General features: G+C 69.9%; 22 protein-coding genes. 12 read left to right on the top strand and 10 right to left on the bottom strand.

The window, feature by feature from the left end; translation table 11 throughout:
- Positions 1-3 precede the first annotated feature (3 nt).
- Complete coding sequence (locus K8625_RS12995) at positions 4-1866, top strand: ABC transporter ATP-binding protein (protein ID WP_223749548.1); 1863 nt, start codon at positions 4-6, stop codon at positions 1864-1866.
- Between the two features lie 20 nt (positions 1867-1886).
- Here K8625_RS12995 and K8625_RS12990 read toward each other — a convergent pair whose 3' ends face one another.
- The 6 genes from K8625_RS12990 to K8625_RS12965 all read right to left on the bottom strand — a co-directional run bounded on the left by K8625_RS12990 (position 1887) and on the right by K8625_RS12965 (position 6718).
- Complete coding sequence (locus K8625_RS12990) at positions 1887-2846, bottom strand: Uma2 family endonuclease (protein WP_223782886.1); 960 nt, start codon at positions 2844-2846, stop codon at positions 1887-1889.
- Between the two features lie 111 nt (positions 2847-2957).
- Positions 2958-3197, bottom strand: coding sequence for a hypothetical protein (locus tag K8625_RS12985; RefSeq protein WP_223782885.1), 240 nt, complete (start codon positions 3195-3197; stop codon positions 2958-2960).
- A 13-nt stretch (positions 3198-3210) separates the two neighbouring features.
- Positions 3211-3789 (bottom strand): type 1 glutamine amidotransferase family protein, encoded by a 579-nt coding sequence (locus K8625_RS12980; RefSeq protein WP_223782884.1) that lies wholly within the window; start codon positions 3787-3789, stop codon positions 3211-3213.
- A 121-nt stretch (positions 3790-3910) separates the two neighbouring features.
- Positions 3911-5446, bottom strand: coding sequence for a right-handed parallel beta-helix repeat-containing protein (locus tag K8625_RS12975; protein WP_223782883.1), 1536 nt, complete (start codon positions 5444-5446; stop codon positions 3911-3913).
- 243 nt (positions 5447-5689) lie between these two features.
- A complete protein-coding gene (locus tag K8625_RS12970; RefSeq protein WP_223782882.1) occupies positions 5690-6319 on the bottom strand; it encodes a HEAT repeat domain-containing protein in 630 nt (209 codons plus the stop codon).
- Positions 6320-6373: 54 nt separating this feature from the next.
- A complete protein-coding gene (locus tag K8625_RS12965; RefSeq protein ID WP_223782881.1) occupies positions 6374-6718 on the bottom strand; it encodes a co-chaperone YbbN in 345 nt (114 codons plus the stop codon).
- 328 nt (positions 6719-7046) lie between these two features.
- Between K8625_RS12965 and K8625_RS12960 the strand changes: the two genes are divergently transcribed.
- Positions 7047-8648 carry an SMI1/KNR4 family protein gene (locus tag K8625_RS12960; RefSeq protein ID WP_223782880.1) on the top strand — a complete coding sequence of 534 codons (1602 nt, stop codon included), beginning with the start codon at positions 7047-7049 and terminating at the stop codon, positions 8646-8648.
- Between the two features lie 202 nt (positions 8649-8850).
- Here K8625_RS12960 and K8625_RS12955 read toward each other — a convergent pair whose 3' ends face one another.
- From K8625_RS12955 to K8625_RS12945, 3 genes are all read right to left on the bottom strand, one after another.
- The gene (locus K8625_RS12955) at positions 8851-9123 is read right to left on the bottom strand and encodes a hypothetical protein (RefSeq protein ID WP_141330335.1); all 273 of its coding nucleotides are present in this window, start codon (positions 9121-9123) and stop codon (positions 8851-8853) included.
- A 108-nt stretch (positions 9124-9231) separates the two neighbouring features.
- Complete coding sequence (locus K8625_RS12950; RefSeq protein ID WP_046716711.1) at positions 9232-9879, bottom strand: vancomycin high temperature exclusion protein; 648 nt, start codon at positions 9877-9879, stop codon at positions 9232-9234.
- 80 nt (positions 9880-9959) lie between these two features.
- Positions 9960-10385, bottom strand: a complete 426-nt coding sequence (locus tag K8625_RS12945) for a response regulator (RefSeq protein WP_141330333.1) — start codon at positions 10383-10385, stop codon at positions 9960-9962.
- A gap of 230 nt (positions 10386-10615) precedes the next feature.
- Between K8625_RS12945 and atpG the strand changes: the two genes are divergently transcribed.
- The 5 genes from atpG to K8625_RS12920 all read left to right on the top strand — a co-directional run bounded on the left by atpG (position 10616) and on the right by K8625_RS12920 (position 15042).
- On the top strand, positions 10616-11497 hold the full coding sequence (gene atpG, locus K8625_RS12940; protein WP_141330331.1) for an ATP synthase F1 subunit gamma: 882 nt from the start codon (positions 10616-10618) through the stop codon (positions 11495-11497).
- Between the two features lie 111 nt (positions 11498-11608).
- Positions 11609-12403 (top strand): prohibitin family protein, encoded by a 795-nt coding sequence (locus K8625_RS12935; RefSeq protein ID WP_223782879.1) that lies wholly within the window; start codon positions 11609-11611, stop codon positions 12401-12403.
- 171 nt (positions 12404-12574) lie between these two features.
- Positions 12575-14017: a F0F1 ATP synthase subunit beta gene (atpD, locus tag K8625_RS12930; RefSeq protein WP_046716707.1), complete on the top strand. Its 1443-nt coding sequence runs from the start codon at positions 12575-12577 to the stop codon at positions 14015-14017.
- Positions 14018-14048: 31 nt separating this feature from the next.
- The gene (locus K8625_RS12925; RefSeq protein ID WP_141330325.1) at positions 14049-14612 is read left to right on the top strand and encodes a hypothetical protein; all 564 of its coding nucleotides are present in this window, start codon (positions 14049-14051) and stop codon (positions 14610-14612) included.
- Between the two features lie 22 nt (positions 14613-14634).
- A complete protein-coding gene (locus K8625_RS12920; RefSeq protein WP_141330323.1) occupies positions 14635-15042 on the top strand; it encodes a F0F1 ATP synthase subunit epsilon in 408 nt (135 codons plus the stop codon).
- Positions 15043-15060: 18 nt separating this feature from the next.
- Here the strand turns inward: K8625_RS12920 and K8625_RS12915 are convergent, their stop codons facing one another.
- Positions 15061-15738 carry a helix-turn-helix transcriptional regulator gene (locus tag K8625_RS12915; RefSeq protein ID WP_223749556.1) on the bottom strand — a complete coding sequence of 226 codons (678 nt, stop codon included), beginning with the start codon at positions 15736-15738 and terminating at the stop codon, positions 15061-15063.
- A 251-nt stretch (positions 15739-15989) separates the two neighbouring features.
- Between K8625_RS12915 and K8625_RS12910 the strand changes: the two genes are divergently transcribed.
- From K8625_RS12910 to K8625_RS12890, 5 genes are all read left to right on the top strand, one after another.
- Positions 15990-16592 (top strand): flavin reductase, encoded by a 603-nt coding sequence (locus K8625_RS12910; RefSeq protein ID WP_223782878.1) that lies wholly within the window; start codon positions 15990-15992, stop codon positions 16590-16592.
- A 138-nt stretch (positions 16593-16730) separates the two neighbouring features.
- The gene (locus K8625_RS12905; RefSeq protein WP_223749558.1) at positions 16731-17114 is read left to right on the top strand and encodes a group 1 truncated hemoglobin; all 384 of its coding nucleotides are present in this window, start codon (positions 16731-16733) and stop codon (positions 17112-17114) included.
- A gap of 19 nt (positions 17115-17133) precedes the next feature.
- Complete coding sequence (locus K8625_RS12900) at positions 17134-18105, top strand: 2Fe-2S iron-sulfur cluster-binding protein (protein WP_223749559.1); 972 nt, start codon at positions 17134-17136, stop codon at positions 18103-18105.
- 21 nt (positions 18106-18126) lie between these two features.
- On the top strand, positions 18127-18573 hold the full coding sequence (locus K8625_RS12895; protein ID WP_223749560.1) for an Rrf2 family transcriptional regulator: 447 nt from the start codon (positions 18127-18129) through the stop codon (positions 18571-18573).
- On the top strand, positions 18570-18830 hold the full coding sequence (locus tag K8625_RS12890; protein WP_046716700.1) for a hypothetical protein: 261 nt from the start codon (positions 18570-18572) through the stop codon (positions 18828-18830). Before K8625_RS12895 ends, K8625_RS12890 begins: the two co-directional genes overlap by 4 nt.
- Positions 18831-18885 lie beyond the last annotated feature (55 nt).

Raw genomic sequence — 18885 nt, 5'->3', positions numbered from 1 at the left:
GACGTGTCTCCCCGTCCACTCGAGTCCACCCTCCCCGCGAAGAGCTCCCTCAAGGAGCGGCTGAAGAGCGCCGGAAGCCTGTTCCGTCAGCTCCCCGGGACGTTCCGCATCTTCTGGCAGGCCAGCCCCCGGGGCGCCGTCGTGCTCGGGCTGTTGACGCTGGTGGCGGCGGTGTTGCCGGCGGCCATCGCCTGGGTGGGCAAGCTGATTGTGGACGCGGTGGTGGCGGCGGCGCAGGGCTCGGCCGAGGCGCACTCGCGCGTCTACGGGCTGGTGGGGTTGGAGTTCGCGCTGATGCTGGGCTCCGGGGTGGTGGAGCGCGGGCTGACGCTGACGCGGGAGCTCCTGCGCGCCAACCTGGGCAACCTGCTCAACGAGCGCATCCTCCAGAAGGCGCTGGAGCTGGAGCTGCGGCACTTCGAGGACTCGGAGACGTACGACAAGATGCAGAACGCCCGGCGCGAGGCGAGCAGCCGTCCGCTGTCGCTGGTGATGCAGGCGTTCTCCATCGTCCGCAACGCGATAACGCTCTCCACGTTCGCGGCGCTGTTGATTGCGCTGTCGCCGTGGAGCGTGGTGGTGCTGGTGGCGGCGTCGATTCCGGCGTTCATCGCGGAGGCGCGGCTGGCGATGGCGGGCTTCCGGCTGTACTCGTGGCGCGCGCCGGAGGGGCGCAAGCTCAACTACCTGGAGTGGATCCTCACGCGGGACAGCCACGTGAAGGAGGTGAAGCTCTTCGGGTTGGGGGACCTGGTGTTGGGGCGCTACCGGGACTTGTTCCGCAAGTTCTTCGCGGAGGACCGGGCGCTGGCCTTCAAGCGGATGGGGTGGGGGTTGGGGTTGGGGTTGTTGTCGCTGGCGGCGTTCTACGGCTGCTACCTGTTCGTCGCGGGGCGGGCGGCGGACGGGGCCATCAGCGTGGGTGACATGGTGTTGTACCTGGGGGTGTTCCGTCAGGGGCAGGCGGCGTTCCAGGGCATCCTGACGAGCGTGGGCTCCATGTACGAGGACGCGCTCTTCATGAGCAACCTCTTCATGTACCTGGAGATACCGACGGGCAGCGAGGTGGCGCGGGTGTCGCCGCCCAGGTCACCGCCCCGGGGGCGCACCAACGACATCGAGCTGCGCGACGTGTCCTTCCGCTATCCGGGGAAGGAGGCGTGGGCGTTGAGGCACGTGTCGTTGACGTTGCGGCCGGGGCAGAAGCTGGCGCTGGTGGGGGAGAACGGGGCGGGGAAGAGCACGTTGGTGAAGCTGCTGCTCCGGCTGTACGAGCCGACGGAGGGGGCCATTCTGTATGGGGGCGTGGACCTCCGGGACATGGACGTGGGGGATTTGCGCTCGCGCTTCGGGGCGGTGTTCCAGGACTTCGTGCGCTACCAGTTCAACGTGGCGGAGAACATCGGGTTGGGGCACGTGCCGGCGTTGGAGGACCGGGAGCGCATCGTGAAGGCGGCGCAACTGGGTGGGGCGAGCGGGGTCATCGAGGCGTTGCCGGGGCAGTACGACACGATGCTGGGCGGGTGGTTCGAGAAGGGGCAGGAGCTGTCGGCGGGGCAGTGGCAGAAGCTGGCGGTGGCGCGGGCGTTCATGCGGGACGACGCGGAGGTGCTGATTCTGGACGAGCCGACGGCGAGCATCGACGCGGAGGCGGAGCACGCGTTGTTCGAGCGGTTCCAGGCGTTGGCGGCGGACCGCATCGCCATCGTGATTTCGCACCGGTTCTCCACGGTGCGGATGGCGGACCAGATCGCGGTGCTGCACAACGGCGGCGTGGACGAGCTGGGCAGCCACGACGAGCTGATGGCGAAGGACGGCCGCTACGCGCACCTGTTCCGCCTGCAGGCGCGGGGCTATCAGGACTGAGACGCGCGGGCTCGCGAGGACTACTTGCGAGTCCCGCGGAGCTGTTCCAGCTCCGCGAGCGCCTCGGCCAGCCGCCGTTCGGCGTCCTCGCGCCGCTGGGTCTCCTCCTGTTGCAGGCGAGTGGCCTCCTCGCGTCGGCGGGTCTCCTCCTGTTGCAGGCGAGTGGCCTCCTCGCGCCGCTGGGTCTCCTCCTGTTGCAGGCGAGTGGCCTCCTCGCGCCGCCGGGTCTCCTCCTTGCGCCGCCGGGTCTCCTCCTCACGCCGCCGCATCTCCTCGGCGAGCTGATGCTCCAACTCGAGCCGGCTGGCCTCCACGCGCTCGACCATGTGCTCGAGGCGGGAAATCATCTCATGGGCTTCAGGCAGAGGCGCGCCGCCGAAGTAGAAGCGCAGTCTCTCGTCGTCTATCTGGAGGTCCAGACCGAGCACCTCGGAGCGATAGACCCCGTGCTGCGGAAGGATGGGCGTGTAGCTGCGACGCCCTGCCTCGAGCCGCCAGCCGTTGAGTCGCAGGCGGCCCCGGTCGAAGACGAAGTACTCGCGGATGCCCAGGCGCGCATATCGCTCCACGTTGCGTTCGAGGTCCTTGCGTCGCTCGCCCGCGACCATGACCTCCAGCGCCAGGTCCACGCCCTTCTTCTCCGTGCTCACCATCCAGCGCATGCGCGCGCGGTGCTCCACGTCCAGGACGGCGATGACGTCCGGGGCGAACATGTTCTCCCCGGGGTAGTACACGGGCAGCTCGCAGGCCAGGTACACCTTGCGGCCGACGCGCGAGAAGAAGCCGCCGAGCACCTCGCGAGCCCGGACCTTGGCCTCGTAGTGCGGGTCTCCTTCCGGAGGATGGGCCTCGGAGACGGGGAACTCGGACGGGAGGCTGTCGACGATTCGCGCCTGCTCCTCGGGCGTCAGCTGGTCCCAGACCTCCTGTGGTGGAGCACGTGGGTCATCCGGGTCGACGTGGTAGGGGGTGTGGGCCATGGCGCTGTCCGGAGAGTAGGTCGCCAGGAGGCACGGGCCAAGGGCCGTCGGGGCGCTTCGTCGACTGCGTGGAAGACGGGCTCCACGCACCTTCCCTCCCCGATGTGCCGTCTAGCGTTCGGGCTTTCCCCGCGAATCGTGGCGCGTCAGCAGCAGGCCCAGCACGTAGAGAATCCCACACGAGACGAGGGGCATCGCGAGCGCGCCGCCCACGAAGCCGCCGAAGCCCCGCATGACGCCGCCGAGGACTCCGTCGACGCCCCACCAGGGCTCGGCGCGCACGCCCAGGATGGCGCCCGTGAGGCCGCCCAGGGCGCCGGTGGCGAGCAGCAAGGGCTCGATGATGGTCATGGCGGAGTGCTCCTCAAGGGGTCTGGTGCTCGCGAGCGAAGAACGCGCGGAAGTCCACCATCGCCTGGCCCGCGTCGGGGTGCAGCGCGCCGAGCACCTCGGTGGCGAACGTGGTGGGCGCCGCTCCGGACGCCGTGATGATGCGCCCGTCCCTCACCGCCTGCGGCACGTCGCGATAGTGCGCGGCGCCCTGGTAGCCCGGGGCATGCTTCTGGAGGAACTCCAGGTCGTTGCTCGTGTGCGCGCGCCCCTCGAGCAGCCCCGCGCGAGCCAGCGCCAGCGTTGCGCCGCAGATGCCCGCGACGACGAGCCCCGCCTCCACCGCGCGGCGCAGCAGGGGCGTCAGGTCCGGACTCTGAGGCGTCATCCAGGTGCTGGAGCCAATCAGCACCAGCGCGTCCGCCTTCTCCGGGGAGAAGTCCTCGACCGCGCCATCCACCTGGATGGTCATGCCCCCGATGGACGGCACGGGACGGCCTCCCGGTGACCACCAGGAGACCTGGTCACGGAAGTCATCCCGCGCTCCCGCGGCCAGCAGCGCCGGCTCCCAGTCCGCGAAAGGGGGAATCACCACGAATGCGATGCGCGCCACCAGCGTGCTCCGGGTTGGAGGAGCACCCGAGATTAGGCAAAGCGGACGGGAAGCTGAAGCCTCCCGCCACGCAAGGCCTGCGGCGGGCGTGGGCCCTCTCCATCAGCGCGGCCTGGGCTGACTACTCACCCGAGGTCGACGTGACGCCCTCGTCGTCCGTCATCCCCTTGGGACGGGAGCCGGGGATGATGCGCTCCGAAAACTGGTCCAGGTAGAGCGGCGCGAGCACCGCGCGCCAGCGGGCGTGGCTTCCTTCCCAGAGCTCGTCGGTGATGGTGAAGACGCCCGAGGCGCCCTCGTAGCGATTGAGGTCCATGCCCAGGCCGGGCCGGTACGCCCTGGCGCCCAGACGCACGAACAGCCGCATGTCCCGCAGGGTGTTCTTGTAGACCAGCAGCCCCGGCACGGCGTTGGGCGGGTCGGCGGCCAGGCGCAGCCCGGCGTCGAACGTCCGCTCGACGATGTTCCCCAGCAGCGTCACGCCCCTCGCCTTGACGATGCGGATGCCCTGGCCGTTGTTGCGCTTCGCATAGTCATAGATGTCGTGCACGTGGTTGCCTTCAATCTGCACGTTCACGGGCATGTCGATGACGTTGTTGCCGCCGATGGAGATGCCCCGGCCCGCGTTCCAGATTTCGTTGTAGAGGATTTGGACGTTCGTCGCGTCCTCGTGCACCAACACACCCTCCGCGGCGGAGGTGTTCGCCTGCCAGGGGTACTTCGCGAGGTTGGGGAAGTTGTAGATCTTGTTCTCGTGCAGGAGCAGGTCGTCGCACGCCTTGACGTCGACCCCGTTCTCTCCGGTGTCATGCAAGCGATTGCGCTCGACGAGGATGACGGCGGGCCTGCCGCCGTTGGGCTGACACTGCACCGCGTCCCCGGAGACGTCGTGGATGTCGTTCTCCACGATGAACACGTTCCGCGTCACGCCGCGAATCGCCACGCCGTGCGAGTCGGTGTTCTGCTTGGAGAAGTCGTAGATTTCATTGTCGTCGATGAGCACGAAGTCCGCGTAGCTGGTGATGACACCGCCGCCGGCGCGGCCCCCGTGCAGCTTGGAGTCGAGGACCTGTGAGCACCGGGTGTTGTTCTCGAAGAGCACGGCGAACGAGGGGCGCTCCTGCACGTCCACCTCGAAGAACTGGACGACCCAGTAGGGCTGACTGACCTGGACCAGGCTGCCCACGTTCGTGGCGGCCGGGAGGATGCGGGGCTGGCCCGACTGCTCCCCGCGCAGGACGATGGGCGCGGTGGCGGTGCCGGGGCGCGCTCCCTTCGCCGCGGTGATGGCGACCTGTTCGTTGTAGTCGCCCTGTCGCACCAGGATGATGTTGCCCGGGCGGGCCGCCTTCACCGCGGCCATGATGGTGCTGTAGGGGTTCAGGTCGGAGCCGAGCGGCTTGGACGGGTCCCTCGGGCCGCTCTTCGACACATAGAGCGTTGGGCCCTGCGCGACCGACGCGGCCGGGCAGTTGTCGTAGAAGAGGGCCTCCGTGAACGCCGGGGACTGCCTCGCGGTCCGGGTCTCCAGCCCGTCCACCGGCGCGGCTGCTTCCGGCGCCTCCTGGTGTCCCTCTCCGCAGGCCATGGCCCCCGCCCACAGCGACAGCAGACAAGCGATATGCGTGAGCCTTCGCCCCAGTCGATGCTTCGTCATTGCGCACTGCCCCCCTGATTGGACCGCCAACCGCGAGGTTCCATGTTCGTAACGGGCGCGCGTCGCATCAACCACGCTGCCCCGAAGGGTGGGAACCTCCCGTGCTCCATGTTCCCTGGCACGGGTCCACTCGGTGGAGGACGTGGGCCGGAGGCTGCGAGAGGCGCGGCGAGGCGTCAGGCCGTCCCGCTGTCGGTGGAGGCGTTCGGGAGGTGGCGACGCCTCGTACGGGGAGACGGTGCGTCAGGGGGCGGCGCGGCCACGTTGGTGCACGGGGATACGGTCTGGGTACTCCCGTGACTCGATCTGGGCAATCGCGTCGAGCGCTTCCTCGCTGACGTACCACCAGCCGGGATTCACCCGCTCATCCTCCTGGGCCACCCTGCGCAGCGCGGGGAGGGCGGGGCGGTGGCGGAAGGCACCGAGCGCGAAGCAGGCCCAGAAGCGCAGCTCCGCGGAGGGGTGCTCCAGCAGCTCGACGAGGATGCCCAGCACGCGCTCACGCAGGGCCGGCGCCATCGTGCGCTGGGAGCCGAGGGCCTCGATGGCCTGGCCTCGCACGTCCATGCTCTCGGAGGTGTCCTCGACGGACTGGAGCAGCGCGTCGATGATGGAGGGCTTGCCATCGCCGAGGCTGCACAACAGCCACGCGGAGACCTCGCGCGCCCGGACGTCGTCGGCGGTCCGCAGCAGCCGGGCCACATGCTCGGCCGCGACGTCGTCGCCGACCTTCATGAGCGCCATGGAGGCCTCCCAGCGCGCATCGGCGTCACCTGTCGCGAGTCGTCCGAGCAGCTCCGCCAGCTCCACGGAGGGAGGCGGGAGCGGGTGGACCTGGGGCGCGTGACGAGGCTTCCTGGGCGTCTTCTTCATGGCGCCACCCTATGCGATTCCCCCGGGTGGCACCGTGAAAGGGTGGGGGCCTCGTCACGCGGCGGGCAGGTTCTCGCGGACGACGCCGAGCCAGTACTCCTTCCCGTAGTACTGGCTCATCTTCCCGATGAGCTTCCCGTCGCGGAACAGCAGGAAGGTGGGGATGCCGTAGAGCCCGAAGCGGTGGGCCAGGGACTCGTGCTGATAGGCGTTCACCTTCACCACGCGCATCCTCGCGCCCTCCAGTTCGGAGAGGAGCTCAGGCTCGGCGGCCGCGTAGATTTCACAGTTCGGGCAGCCGTCGCCCCAGAAGTCCACGACGACGAGCTCGCCCTGGGGTTGCATGACGAGCTGGTCGAAGTTCTCCGCCGTTCCCTCGTAGCTGACCGGATGTGCCATGCCCCATGGGTAACGGTCCGCCCGTCGGCCTTCAAGCCGGGTGGGGCCCCGAGGGGATGGCTTCCCGGGGGAGGGAGGGCGTCCCAGGGGCCGCGGAAGCACTGGGGGAGGCGAGGGTCCCGGGCTGGTGGAGGGGCCGGCTTGCGAGGGAGTGGAAGGAGGCAGCCCGGGTTGGCGGTTGTCGTGATAGGTCCCGGGATGGGCCTGCCGGGCGTCAGCCGGGGGGCTGGAGCATTCGTGTGCGGGGCGTCAAAAGCTTCAGGTGCGCACTGCGCTGAGGGGCACAGCCGCCGTAAGGTGGCGGCATCGGACGTGTCGTGGAGGGGTCATGCACGAGTGGTTGGAGGCACTGCGGAAGTCAGCGAAGGCCGCGTCATCGGGTGTGTCCGCGGATGAGGTCCGGCGGGCGGAGACGGAGTGTGGCGTCCCCTTTCCCGAGGACCTCGGCCATCTGTACCTGACCTTCGACGGAGGCGAGCTCCACGGCGACGTGAGTCTCTTCCCGCTGCATGGGCCCGAGGGCTCCGTGAGCGTGTTGGAGAAGACGCGGCTGAAGCTGGTGGGCTTGCCGGCCGCGGGCGTGTGGCGCATCGGGATGAAGGGGCCGCACCGGCACCTGTTCTCCGCGCGCAAGTCGGCGATGGTGGAGCAGGGGGACGGGGGCGGGCCGCTGCCGGGCTGGGTGGACGCGCTGGGTGCGGAGGATTGGCTCTACGGCACCTGGGACAGCGAGAAGCGGGAGATGCGGCTGTACCGCTCGCTCAAGGACATGCTCGACGTGCTGGTGCCTCCCGCGGAGGTCGAGAGCTTCGGTGAGCGCACCTTCGCGCGGGCGATGAACGCCGTGCTGCAGGAGGCGCTCTCGGGCATGTCTGGCGAGGAGGAGTCCGAGGAGGAGCAGGCCGAGGAATCGTCCACCGAGGAGGAAGAGGACACGGGCGCGCAGCGCGAGCTCGCGTACGAGTACGACGAGGATGTGTCGCGGGGCCGCAGGGGTGGGGCGCAGGACGAGTCCGGAGGCTTCGGCCGTTTCGGGGCGAAGTCCGGGGGCGGGAAGAAGCCGGCCTTGAGGTCCTCGGTGACGCAGGCCGAGCTGTTCGTGCGACCGACGATGCAGGAGGCGCTGCGCAAGGAACTGGGGCCCGAGACGGCCAAGAAGCCCGCGGTGAAGTCCAAGGCCAGCAAGCCCGTGGCGACGATTGCCGAGACGGTGAAGGACGCGGTCGCGAAGCCCGTGGCGCAGGTCGCGGAGGCGGTGAAGGACGCGGTCTCGAAGCCCGCGAAGGCGACGAAGACCGCTGTCACGAAGCTTGTCGACGCGGCCGCCACGGCGACGACGAAGACCGTCGCGAAGGCTGTGGAGGTGACGCAGCCCAAGGCGAAGCCCGCCGCCCAGCCCGTGACGGAGACGCCCGCGGTGCTTCCCGCGACGAAGAGTCCCACCGCGAAGTCCGCGACGAAGAGTCTCGCGACGGCGAAGCCTGGGGCGGTGAAGTCCGCGACTCAGCCGTCCGTAGCGAAGACACCCGCGCCGGCGAAGTCTGCCGCAACGAAGCCCGCGGTGGCCAAGTCCACCACGAAGCAGGCTGCGGCGAAGAAGTCCGCTACGACGGCGAAGTCCACCACGATGCAGGCTGCGGCGAAGAAGTCCGCAGGGGCGAAGCCCACCACGAAGCAGGTCGCGGCGAAGAAGTCCGCGGGGGCGAAGCCCGTCGGGAAACAGCCCGCGGCCAAGAAGTCCGCTGGGAAGCTCGCGAGCAAGAAGGTCGCGGCTTCCAAGCCCGCGAAGGCGAAGCCCGCTGCCTCGAAGTCGTCCGCCGCGAAGAAGTCCACGGGCACGAAGCCCGCCAGGAAGTCGGCACCCTCGAAGGCAGCCGCCAGGAAGTCCTCGGCGAAGGGAGCCGTGAAGAAGCCGAAGTCGAAGCGCTGACCCCGTTCGCATCAGCGCGGTCCCATCCCCCGAGATGGGACCGCGTTCGAGCACGGACGTATTCGCGTATCCATCGTCCGTCGGGACCACGCCTCGCGCAGCCGCGAGCCCCACCTCCGAGAAGCGGGCCCCGCGCGCAGGGACCGCGTCAGCGCACGGATGCATCCGCGCATCCGACGTCGGCAACCGCGCGGGCGCGAACCTAGCCCTCCGGGAGCTGGTCCCTGCGCGCCGGGCGCAGACGCTCCTCGGGCTGCGCCGTCAGCTCCACCTCCTCCGGCTCCTCGTCACCGCGCCGGAACTCGTGAATCTGGTCCGGCAGGATGTCGCGGAAGTCAGGCTCCTCCTCCAGCGGAGGGGTCGCCGCCAGGTCCTGGTCGGAGATGTTGATCTCCTCCTCGCCGGTGTCCTGGTTCACATGACGTCGCGAGGTGGCCTCGCCCACGTCCTCCGAGCCGAGCTTCTTGAATCGCATGGTGTCTCCTCGCGAAAGCGGGGTGGGCCGGCCGCCGTGTCTCAACAATGAGAACCCACGCGCCCCACCGCAATTCGCGCCGGCCGGCCGCCTGCCGGGCTCGTCCGCCTAGCCCTTGGGGACCGCCGCGCGGCCCGAGGGGTAGACGGGCTCTACCTCGAGCAGCACCATCCCCAGCGCCAGCACCCGCGACAGCGTCTCGCGCACCGTGTAGCGCCAGGGCGTCGAGCGCCCCTCGTCCGCGGGCACACCCCACGCATCGATGCCCACCGAGTTCGCGATGAACAGCGCCCGGGGCAGATGGAAGCGCTGCGTGACGAGCAGCGCCTGCTTCGCGCCGAACACGCCCCGCGCCCGCAGGCAGCTGTCGTACGTGGACAACCCCGCCTCGTCCCCCAGCACCAGCTCCGCCGGCATGCCGCGCTCCAGCAGGTAGCGGCGCATGGCCCGCGTCTCATGATGGAACGGCTTCACCTCATCGCCGCTCACCAGCACCGAGCCCACCTTGCCCTCGCGCCACAGCGCCATCGCCATGTCCAGCCGCTGCGCGAGCACCGGCGACGGCACCGCCCCCGGCGCCAGCCCCGCGCCGAACACCAGCGCCACGGGCGCGTCGGGCGCGTCCGCCAGGCTCACGATGCGCTCCTCGTAGCTCACCCGCACCCAGTGCGAGAGGACGAGCAGGCTCACCGCGCCCACGAGCAGGAGGAAGAGGGCCCTGCGCGCCCAGACACCGCTCGCTCGGGTTGGCTTCATGGACCCAGGGGTGACACCGCACCCGGCGCCATTGTGTTACGGCCCGCCGCCCTCGAAAAGCCCTGTGTGGGCCCGGCGCGTCACGCGGGCGCGTCCGCCTGGGGAGCAGCCTGCCCCGGCAACAACCGCTGGAGCGTCTCCAGCAACTGCCGCGGGTCCACCGGCTTCGACAGGATGGCGGAAACCCCCTGGCTGGCCGCGTACACCGCCCTGTCCCGGGGACTCATCTCCGCCGTCTCCGCCGACAGGATGACCACGGGCACCTTCGCGAGCGCCGCGTCGCTCCTGCGCGCCGTCAGCACCCGGTGCCCGTCCATCACCGGCAACCCCATGTCCAACAGGATGAGCGAGGGCCGGGGCGTGCCCGACAGGAGCGCGAGCGCCTCCCTCCCGTGGTCCGCCACCAGCACCCGGTACCCCTGGAGCTCCAGGTACCCCTGGAGCGCCTCACGGATGTCCAGGTCATCCTCCACGATGAGCAGCGGTCCGGTGTCGGCAGGCCCCATGACAGGAAGGTAGGGCCTGGGGGCACACCCGCGAGTCCTCGGGGGCGCAGGTCGCCCGGTCGCCCCTCGTGGGAGGCCCCTGGGAGGCCCTGGCTCCCGTGTCCGGAAAGCCCCGGGAGGACTGCCGTTGACCGGCTCCCGCCCCGCTTATATAGGGGGCCCCGCCGTCAGACTGCCCTGCTCCCACCCCGGCGCACCCGGCAGAACGTCCCACAGGAGTTCCCCGTCCCATGGCGTCCCTTCGCGACATCCGCAAGCGCATCCGCTCGGTGAAGAACACGCGGCAGATCACCAAGGCCATGAAGATGGTCTCCGCCGCGAAGCTGCGCAAGGCACAGGACGCCATCCTCGCCGCGCGTCCGTACGCGTCGATGCTGGACCAGATCATCTCCGACCTGGCCGCGCGCTCCGGGGACAACGACCTCAGCCACCCGCTGCTGGCCGCCCGGCCCGTCAAGCGCGTGGAGCTGGTGACGCTCACGTCGGACCGCGGCCTCGCCGGCGGCTTCAACTCCAACGTCACCCGCCGCGCCAACCGGTTCCTCTACGAGAACGCGGGCCTGGAGCGCATCCAGCTCTCCACGGTGGGCCGCAAGGGCAACGACTTCTTCCGCAATCGCAACCAGAACATCCGCAAGGACTTCGGTGGCCTGTACCAGCGGCTGAACTACCGCGCCGCCGCGGACGTGGCCGAGGAGCTGGTCGCCAGCTTCCTCAACGGCGAAGTGGACGCGGTGCACATCGTCTACAACGAGTTCATCAGCGCCATTAACCAGAAGGTCGTCGTCACCCAGCTCTTGCCCCTGCAGACGCTCGGCGCCGGCGCCGCGCCCTCCGAGGGCGCCGCGGCCATGGTGGACTTCAAGTACGAGCCGGACCGTCAGGCCGTGCTGGACCGCCTGGTGCCCCAGGCCGTCAACATCAAGCTCTACCGCGCGCTCCTGGAGAGCGTGGCCAGCGAGCACGGCGCCCGCATGAGCGCCATGGAGAACGCCACCTCCAACGCCTCCGACATGATTTCCAGCCTGACGCTCACCTACAACCGCACCCGTCAGGCGGTCATCACCAAGGAGCTCATGGAGATCGTCTCCGGCGCCGAGGCGCTCAAGTAGTCCCGAGCGCCACCCCGTCGCACCCCGGGCCCGCCCCCACTTTTGGGAGCGGGCCCTTCGTGTTTAAGGGCCGCTTCGGGCCCGTCCAGGGCCCTCGGGAGGGGTCCCTGCGTGAAGCGACTGTGGGTGGTGCTGGGAGCGCTGTTCTTGGGTGGCTGTGGCTTCGACACGGTGGCCAGCGGCCACGGGGGCATCGGCTTCGACTCGTTCGGCAGCGGCACCCAGCGCGAGCCTTACGGTGAAGGCCTGCACGTGATGCGGCCGGGCAAGTCGCTCATCACGTATGACCTGCGCGTCCAGGAGATGAAGGACGAGCTCAACGTGCTGTCCAACAACGGCCTGGACCTGAAGGTGGACTCCAGCGTGCGCTACCGCGTGGACCCGCTGAAGCTGTTCGAGCTGCACACGCAGACGGGCCCCCGCTACGCGGACATCCTCATCGCCCCCATCGTCCGCTCGGAGGCGCGCAAGGTGTTCGGCCGCTACGCGCCCGAGGAGATCTACTCGACCAGGCGCGAGCAGATCGAAAAGGAGATCTACGACGAGGTGACGCGCGCCCTCGCGGGCAAGCACGTCGTCGTGGAGGCCATCCTGGTGCGCGACGTGTCCCTGCCCGCGTCCATCCGCGAGGCCATCGCCGACAAGCTGGCCGAGGAGCAGCGCAGCCAGAAGATGCGCTTCACCCTGGACAAGGAGCGCCAGGAGGCCGAGCGCCGGCAGATCGAAGCCGAGGGCATCGCCAAGTACCAGACCATCGTCCGCCAGGGCCTCACCGAGGAGTACCTGCGCTTCAAGGGCATCGAGGCCACCGAGAAGCTGGCCCAGAGCCCCAACGCCAAGGTGGTGGTCGTGGGCGGCGGCTCGAGGGGCAACCTGCCGCTGGTCTACCAGGTGGACGGGAAATAGCCCGGTTGGCGTCCGGGGCGTGGATCCGCTAAGCGGGACTTACCGGTCAGGACCCCGGGAGGCTTGATTCTGCGGGAGGCCCCCGGTAAAGGGGCACCGCCCTCATATCCGGGCGGAATTTTGATGACGGGCACGGCGCCGGTCGCCCCCCGCACGAGGCAGACGACACCCATGAGCGCTCAAGTTCCTACGGCAGGCAAAATCATCCAGGTTCTCGGCCCCGTGGTCGACGTCGAGTTCCCGCCCGGCGGCCTCCCGGAAGTCTACGTCGCCCTGAAGGTGACGAACGCGAACCTCAGCAACGAGGCGGACAACCTGGTCCTCGAGGTCGCCCAGCACCTCGGTGAGAACACCGTCCGCACCATCGCCATGGACTCCACCGAGGGTCTGGCCCGCGGCACCCCCGTGAAGAACACGGGCGCCCCCATCCAGGTGCCGGTCGGCAAGGCCACCCTGGGCCGCATCCTGAACGTCACCGGCGACCCGGTGGACGAGATGGGCCCCGTGAAGTCGCAGGAGTACTGGCCCATCCACCGCGCGCCCCCTCCGTTCACGGAGCAGGACGTGCGCGTGCAGATGTTCGAGACGGGCATCAAGGTCATCGACCTGCTCGCCCCCTACACCCGCGGCGGCAAGATCGGCCTGTTCGGCGGCGCCGGCGTCGGCAAGACGGTGCTCCTGCAGGAGCTCATCCGCAACGTGGCCATCGAGCGCGGCGGCTTCTCCGTGTTCGCCGGCGTCGGTGAGCGCACCCGCGAGGGCAACGACCTGTACCACGAGATGCAGGACACGGGCGTCATCAAGACCGACAACCTGGAGGCCAGCCAGGCCGTCCTCGTGTACGGCCAGATGAACGAGCCGCCTGGTGCCCGCGCCCGCGTCGCGCTCTCCGCGCTGACCATGGCCGAGTACTTCCGCGACGTGGAGGGCCGTGACGTGCTCCTCTTCGTGGACAACATCTTCCGCTTCACCCAGGCCGGCTCGGAAGTGTCCGCCCTCCTGGGCCGCATCCCCAGCGCCGTGGGTTACCAGCCCACGCTCGCCACGGAGATGGGCGGCCTGCAGGAGCGCATCACCTCCACCACCAAGGGCTCGATCACCTCCGTGCAGGCCATCTACGTGCCCGCCGACGACCTCACGGACCCGGCCCCCGCCACCGCGTTCGCCCACCTGGACGCGACCACGGTGCTCAACCGCTCCATCGCCGAGCTCGCCATCTTCCCCGCCGTGGACCCGCTCGACTCCACCAGCCGCATCCTGGACCCGGGCATCATCGGCCAGGAGCACTACGCGGTGGCCCGCAAGGTCCAGGGCATCCTGCAGCGTTACAAGGAGCTCCAGGACATCATCGCCATCCTCGGCATGGACGAGCTCTCCGAGGACGACAAGCTGGTCGTGGCGCGCGCCCGCAAGATTCAGCGCTTCCTGTCGCAGCCCTTCTTCGTGGCCCAGGTCTTCACCGGCAAGGAAGGCCGCTACGTGAAGCTCCAGGACACCATCCAGGGCTTCAAGGAGATTGCCGAGGGCAAGCACGACGACATCCCCGAGAGCGCCTTCTACATGGCGGGCGCCATCAACGAGGTCGTCGAGAACGCGCGCAAGCTGGCGGCGTAGACTCGCTGTCCCACCCTCCACCGAGGTGACCATGCGTCACGCGGCGCTCGCCCTGTTCCTCTGTGTCCTGTCGCTCCCCGCCCTGGCGGAGGAGCGCAAGGGACGCGCCCGGGTGAGCGCCAACGGGCTGTACAGCGTGCGCATGGTGGACGTGGGGCCTGGCAGGTGCCGGCTGGAGGTGACGAAGGAGAGCGGACCCGTCTGGCAGCTGGAGCAGTGCCTGGGGACGGTGGACGACTTCTACTTCGTCTCCAACGACGGTGAGCGGGTCTGGGTGTTGTGGCCCCTGGTGGAGAAGGGGAAGGCCCGGCCCGCGCCGAAGACGAAGAAGGGCAAGAAGCCCAAGGGGCCGCCGGACTGGGCCACGGAGGTGCTGGTGGCGGGGCAGTACGGCCGCGACGGACAGCGCATCCTGGAGCGGCGACTGACGGACCTGGTCCCCGCGAAGCAGCTCTCCGAGGTGCGGCACATGACGCACCACCTGAAGTGGCTGGAGGGCACGCTCGGCATCCCTGGCAAGGGGCCTCGGCTGACGGACGCCGGGGTGGTCGAGTTCGAGCCGGTGGGTGGGACCACCCGGCAGCTCAATTTCTGAAGTGGGTAGTGCGAGGAGCGTCATGGCCAAGCTGACTGTGGAGATTGTCACCCCCGAGAAGCGCATCCTGTCGGTGCAGGCCGACGAGGCCATCGTGCCCGGAGGCAAGGGCCTGTTTGGCGTGCGGCCGGGGCACACCCCCTTCCTGTCGCTGATGGAGCCGGGCGCGCTGACGCTGGTGGATGGCGGCAAGCGCGACGCGTACTTCGTCGCGGGCGGCTTCGTGGAGGTCGCCAACGACAAGGTGCTCGTGCTGGCCGACGCCGCCGAGCACGTGTCCGGCATCGACGTGGAGGGCGCGCGCAAGCGCCTGGGTGAGGCGCAGGACCGGCTGAAGGGCCTGTCCTCCGAGGACGCCCGCTACGAGCTGGAGCAGGCCACGGTGCGCCGCGAGGCGGCCCGCATCGGCGCCGCGGGCGCTCGCGCCTGAGTCGGTGTCCTGGCCGCTTCAGGGCCAGGACAACCCCAGCTCCCGGTCGAATCCCCGCCGGCCCTCGACGGTGAGCCGCACTCCGCGGCCCTCGGGCCGGCGCGCAATCCAGCGCCGCGCGAACAGGCGCTCCGCCAGCGCGGCGCCCAGCGCTCCGCCGATGTGAGCGCGTCGCTCGCTCCAGTCCAGACAGCGCCGCGCGAAGGCGCGCCTGCCTTGTGACAGCGCGTCCACGTCCACGCCCCACCTGGTGATGAAGCGCGCGCCCTCGGGTGTCAGCGCGTAGCTGTCGTCGCCTGTCTCCAGGAGGCCGCGGCGCTCCAGTCCGTCCGCCAGCGCGACGCCGAGCGTGCCCGCCAGGTGGTCGTAGCAGGTCCGCGCGAAGCGCAGGGGCTCGGGGACTCGCACGGTGCCCTGGCGCGTGGGGACGAGCAGGCTGAGTGCTTCGAGGGCGCGGGCGACGTCGGGCGTGGCGAGCCGGTAGTAGCGGTGGCGGCCTTGAACCTCGACGCGGACGAGGCCGCCCTCGAGCAGCTTCGCGAGGTGGCCGCTCGCGGTTTGCGGCGAGACGCGGGCCTCCTGCGCGAGCTCTCCGGCGGTGCGCGCGGGCCCTTCGAGCAGGCGCGACAGCATGCCCGCGCGGGCCGGGTCTCCGATGAGCGAGGCGGTGAGGGCGAGGTCGAGCGGGTGGGGCATGGCGGGAGTCTGTGCTGTGCGGACGCGAGGACGTTTCGGCGTGCACCGAAGTATCTCGGTTGGCGGATGAATGCAGAAGCGAAGCAACCCGTTCGGTATGCGTTTGTCGAGCTGGCGAGCCACCTCGGGGCATCGACTGGGCTTGAGAGAGCTGCTGCATCCCACGTTGCACACGGTTCGGCGCGCACCGAAGCATCGGCACGTCCGCGCGCACTACTCACGCGGGCATGACCGACACGCCGCGACACCGTGTGATTGCGCCTCGCATCCTCTACTTCGGCACCCCCGTGGCCCTCTTGAGCACGCTCCAGGAGGACGGCTCGCCCAACCTCACGCCGCTGTCCTCCGCATGGGCCCTCGACGACAGGCTGGTGCTCGGCCTGGGGATGCTGGGCCAGGGGCTGGAGAACCTGCGCCGCACGCGTGAGGCGGTGGTGAACCTGCCCTCGGCCTCACTGTGGCCCCAGGTCGAGCGCCTCGCGCCCACCACGGGCCGCTTCCCCGTGCCCGACACCAAGCGCGCGATGGGCTACCGACACGAGCCTCGCAAGTTCGAGCACGCGGGCCTCACGCCGCTCCCCTCGGACACCGTCTCACCCCCACGCGTGGCCGAGTGTCCGCTGCAACTGGAGGCCGTCTTGTTGGCAGCGCACATGGCCACCCCCACGCCGGAGTCCTCCTCCGACTTCGTCATCGCCGAGCTGCGCGTCACCCGCGTCCACGCGCACGAGCACGTCACCGTGCCCGACACCCACCACGTCGATGTCACGCAGTGGCAACCGCTGCTCTATGTCTTCCGTCACTACGTGGGCACCGGGCCCGGCCTCGGGCGCAATTTTCGCGCGGAGACGTGACGCGCGCGCAATCGTTGCGCCGCGGCGTCGGCGGATTCCCTCGATTCGCTTGTCTTGTCTTTCCAAATTGACGCCTGACTTGAATCGATGCATTTGAAATGCATCTTTAAGCCCGGTCGGGCGGAAGGAGCAGACGCGATGAGCACGGCGGCGCAGGAGAAGAGCGTTTACGAGCAGATTGGCGGAGAGCCGGCGATGGCGGCGGCGGTGGACGTGTTCTACCGGAAGGTGCTGGCGGACGACCGCATCAGCCACTTCTTCGAGGACGTGGACATGGAGCGCCAGTCGGCCAGGCAGAAGGCCTTCCTGACGATGGTGACGGGAGGCCCGTCGACCTACTCGGGCAAGGACATGCGCGCGGGCCACGCGCACCTGGTGAAGCGCGGGCTGAACGACGTGCACTTCGACGCGGTGGTGGAGCACCTGAGCGCGACGCTCCGGGAGCTGGGCGTGCCCGAGCCGCTGGTGGCGCGCGTGCTGGCCATCGCGGGCGGCGCTCGCGCCGACGTGCTCAACCGCTGACGGGAATGAGAGGCTCGCCATGGCCACGGTGAAGCACGAGTCGCGGTGGTATCCGCTGGAGCCCGAGGAGAGCGTGCTGGACGGGCTCCTGCGACAGGGCGTCGCCGTGCCCCATGCGTGTCGGGCCGGCGCCTGTCAGTCCTGCCTCATGCGCGCGACGGCGGGCGACGTCCCGGAGGCCGCGCGCGTGGGCCTGAAGGACACGCTGCGCGCGCAGGGCTACTTCCTCGCCTGCATGTGCCGCCCCTCGGCGGACACCGCGCTGGAGGTCTCCGGCGCGGACGCGCTGCGAGTCCCCGCGCGCATCGCCTCATTGGACCTGTTGTCCCAAAGCGTCCTGCGCGTACGGCTGTCCACGGACGCTCCGCTGGACTACCGCGCGGGCCAGTACGTGTCGCTGCTGCGGGCGGACGGCCTGGCCCGCAGCTACTCGCTGGCGAGCCTCCCTCGCGAGGGCCTGCTGGAATTGCACGTCCGCCTGGTGGCGGGCGGCGAGATGAGCGGCTGGCTCGCTCGCGAGGCGCGCGTCGGTGACGCCGTGGCCGTGCAGGGCCCCGCGGGCAGCTGCTTCTACGTCGACGGCCGCCCCGAGCAGTCGCTGATTCTCGCGGGCGCGGGGACGGGGCTCGCGCCGCTGTACGGCATCGCGCGCGACGCGCTGGAGGCGGGACACCAGGGCCCCATCTGGCTGTTCCACGGCGCGCGCACCCCCGAGGGCCTCTACCTGACGCGCGAGCTGCGCGAGCTGGCCGAGCAACACGCGGGTTTCCACTATCGACCGAGCGTGCTGACGGGCGGCTCCCGGGACGTGGCCGAGGGAGCGCTCGACGCCGTCATCCGCGCCGAGTGCCCCAAGCCGGTGGGCTTCCGCGCGTGGCTCTGCGGCGACGCCGATTTGGTGTTATCCCTGCGCAAGAAGCTCTTCCTCTCCGGGCTTGCGCTCAAGGACCTCCACGCGGACGTCTTCCTGCCGAGCACACCCAGGGCGTAAGGCCGTCGGAGCCCGCTGACCGTGCACCTCACCCTCCACGCCGACTACTCGCTGCGCGTCCTGCTCTACCTCGCCGCCCGCCCCGGAAGGCTCGCCTCCACGCAGGAGCTGGCGGACGCGTACGGCATCTCCAAGCACCACCTGGTGCGCGTGGTGCAGACGCTCGCGGGCGAGGGCTTTGTGGAGGTCAAGGCGGGGCGCTCGGGCGGCGTGACGCTGGCGAAGGCGACGAAGGACATCCGCGTGGGCCGCGTGCTGCGCGCGGCCGAGCCGGACTTCGAGCTGGTGGAGTGCTTCAACCGCGAGCGCAACACCTGCCCCATCGCACCCGCCTGTGGGCTGAAGGGCGTGCTCGCGGAGGCACGTGAGGCCTTCCTCGCGGTGCTGGACCGGTACACACTGGCGGACCTGGTGGGCCGCTCCCGCAAGGACCTGGCCGACCTGTTCCTCCCGGTGATGGCGCCATGACCTCCGCTCCCCTCGAGTTGTTCCACCGCATCGCCGACCCGCCCTCCGCCGTGGCGCGCCGCTACATCGTCGACCACGCGCTGGAGGACCGCGTCATCTTCCGCAACCTCGTGTACGCCGAGGCGGAGCTGGACTGGACGCTGCACGGCGGCCACGCCACGCCCGCGCTCTGGGACGGCAAGCAGCTGCACCAGGGCGCCGAGGCCGTGGTGGCCCGGCTCCAGGCCGTCGTCAACCTGGGCCGCGACGACGCGTGACGCGTGACGGCGCGTGTGCCGACTTGCGCGCGCCGCTGCCACCTCCCCACTCCTC

This window comes from Myxococcus sp. AS-1-15 (assembly GCF_020037055.1).
GTDB classification, from domain to species: Bacteria; Myxococcota; Myxococcia; order Myxococcales; family Myxococcaceae; genus Myxococcus; species Myxococcus fulvus.
The sequence above is the reverse complement of the archived record's forward strand: the minus strand, read 5'-3'. Positions and strand labels throughout refer to the sequence as shown.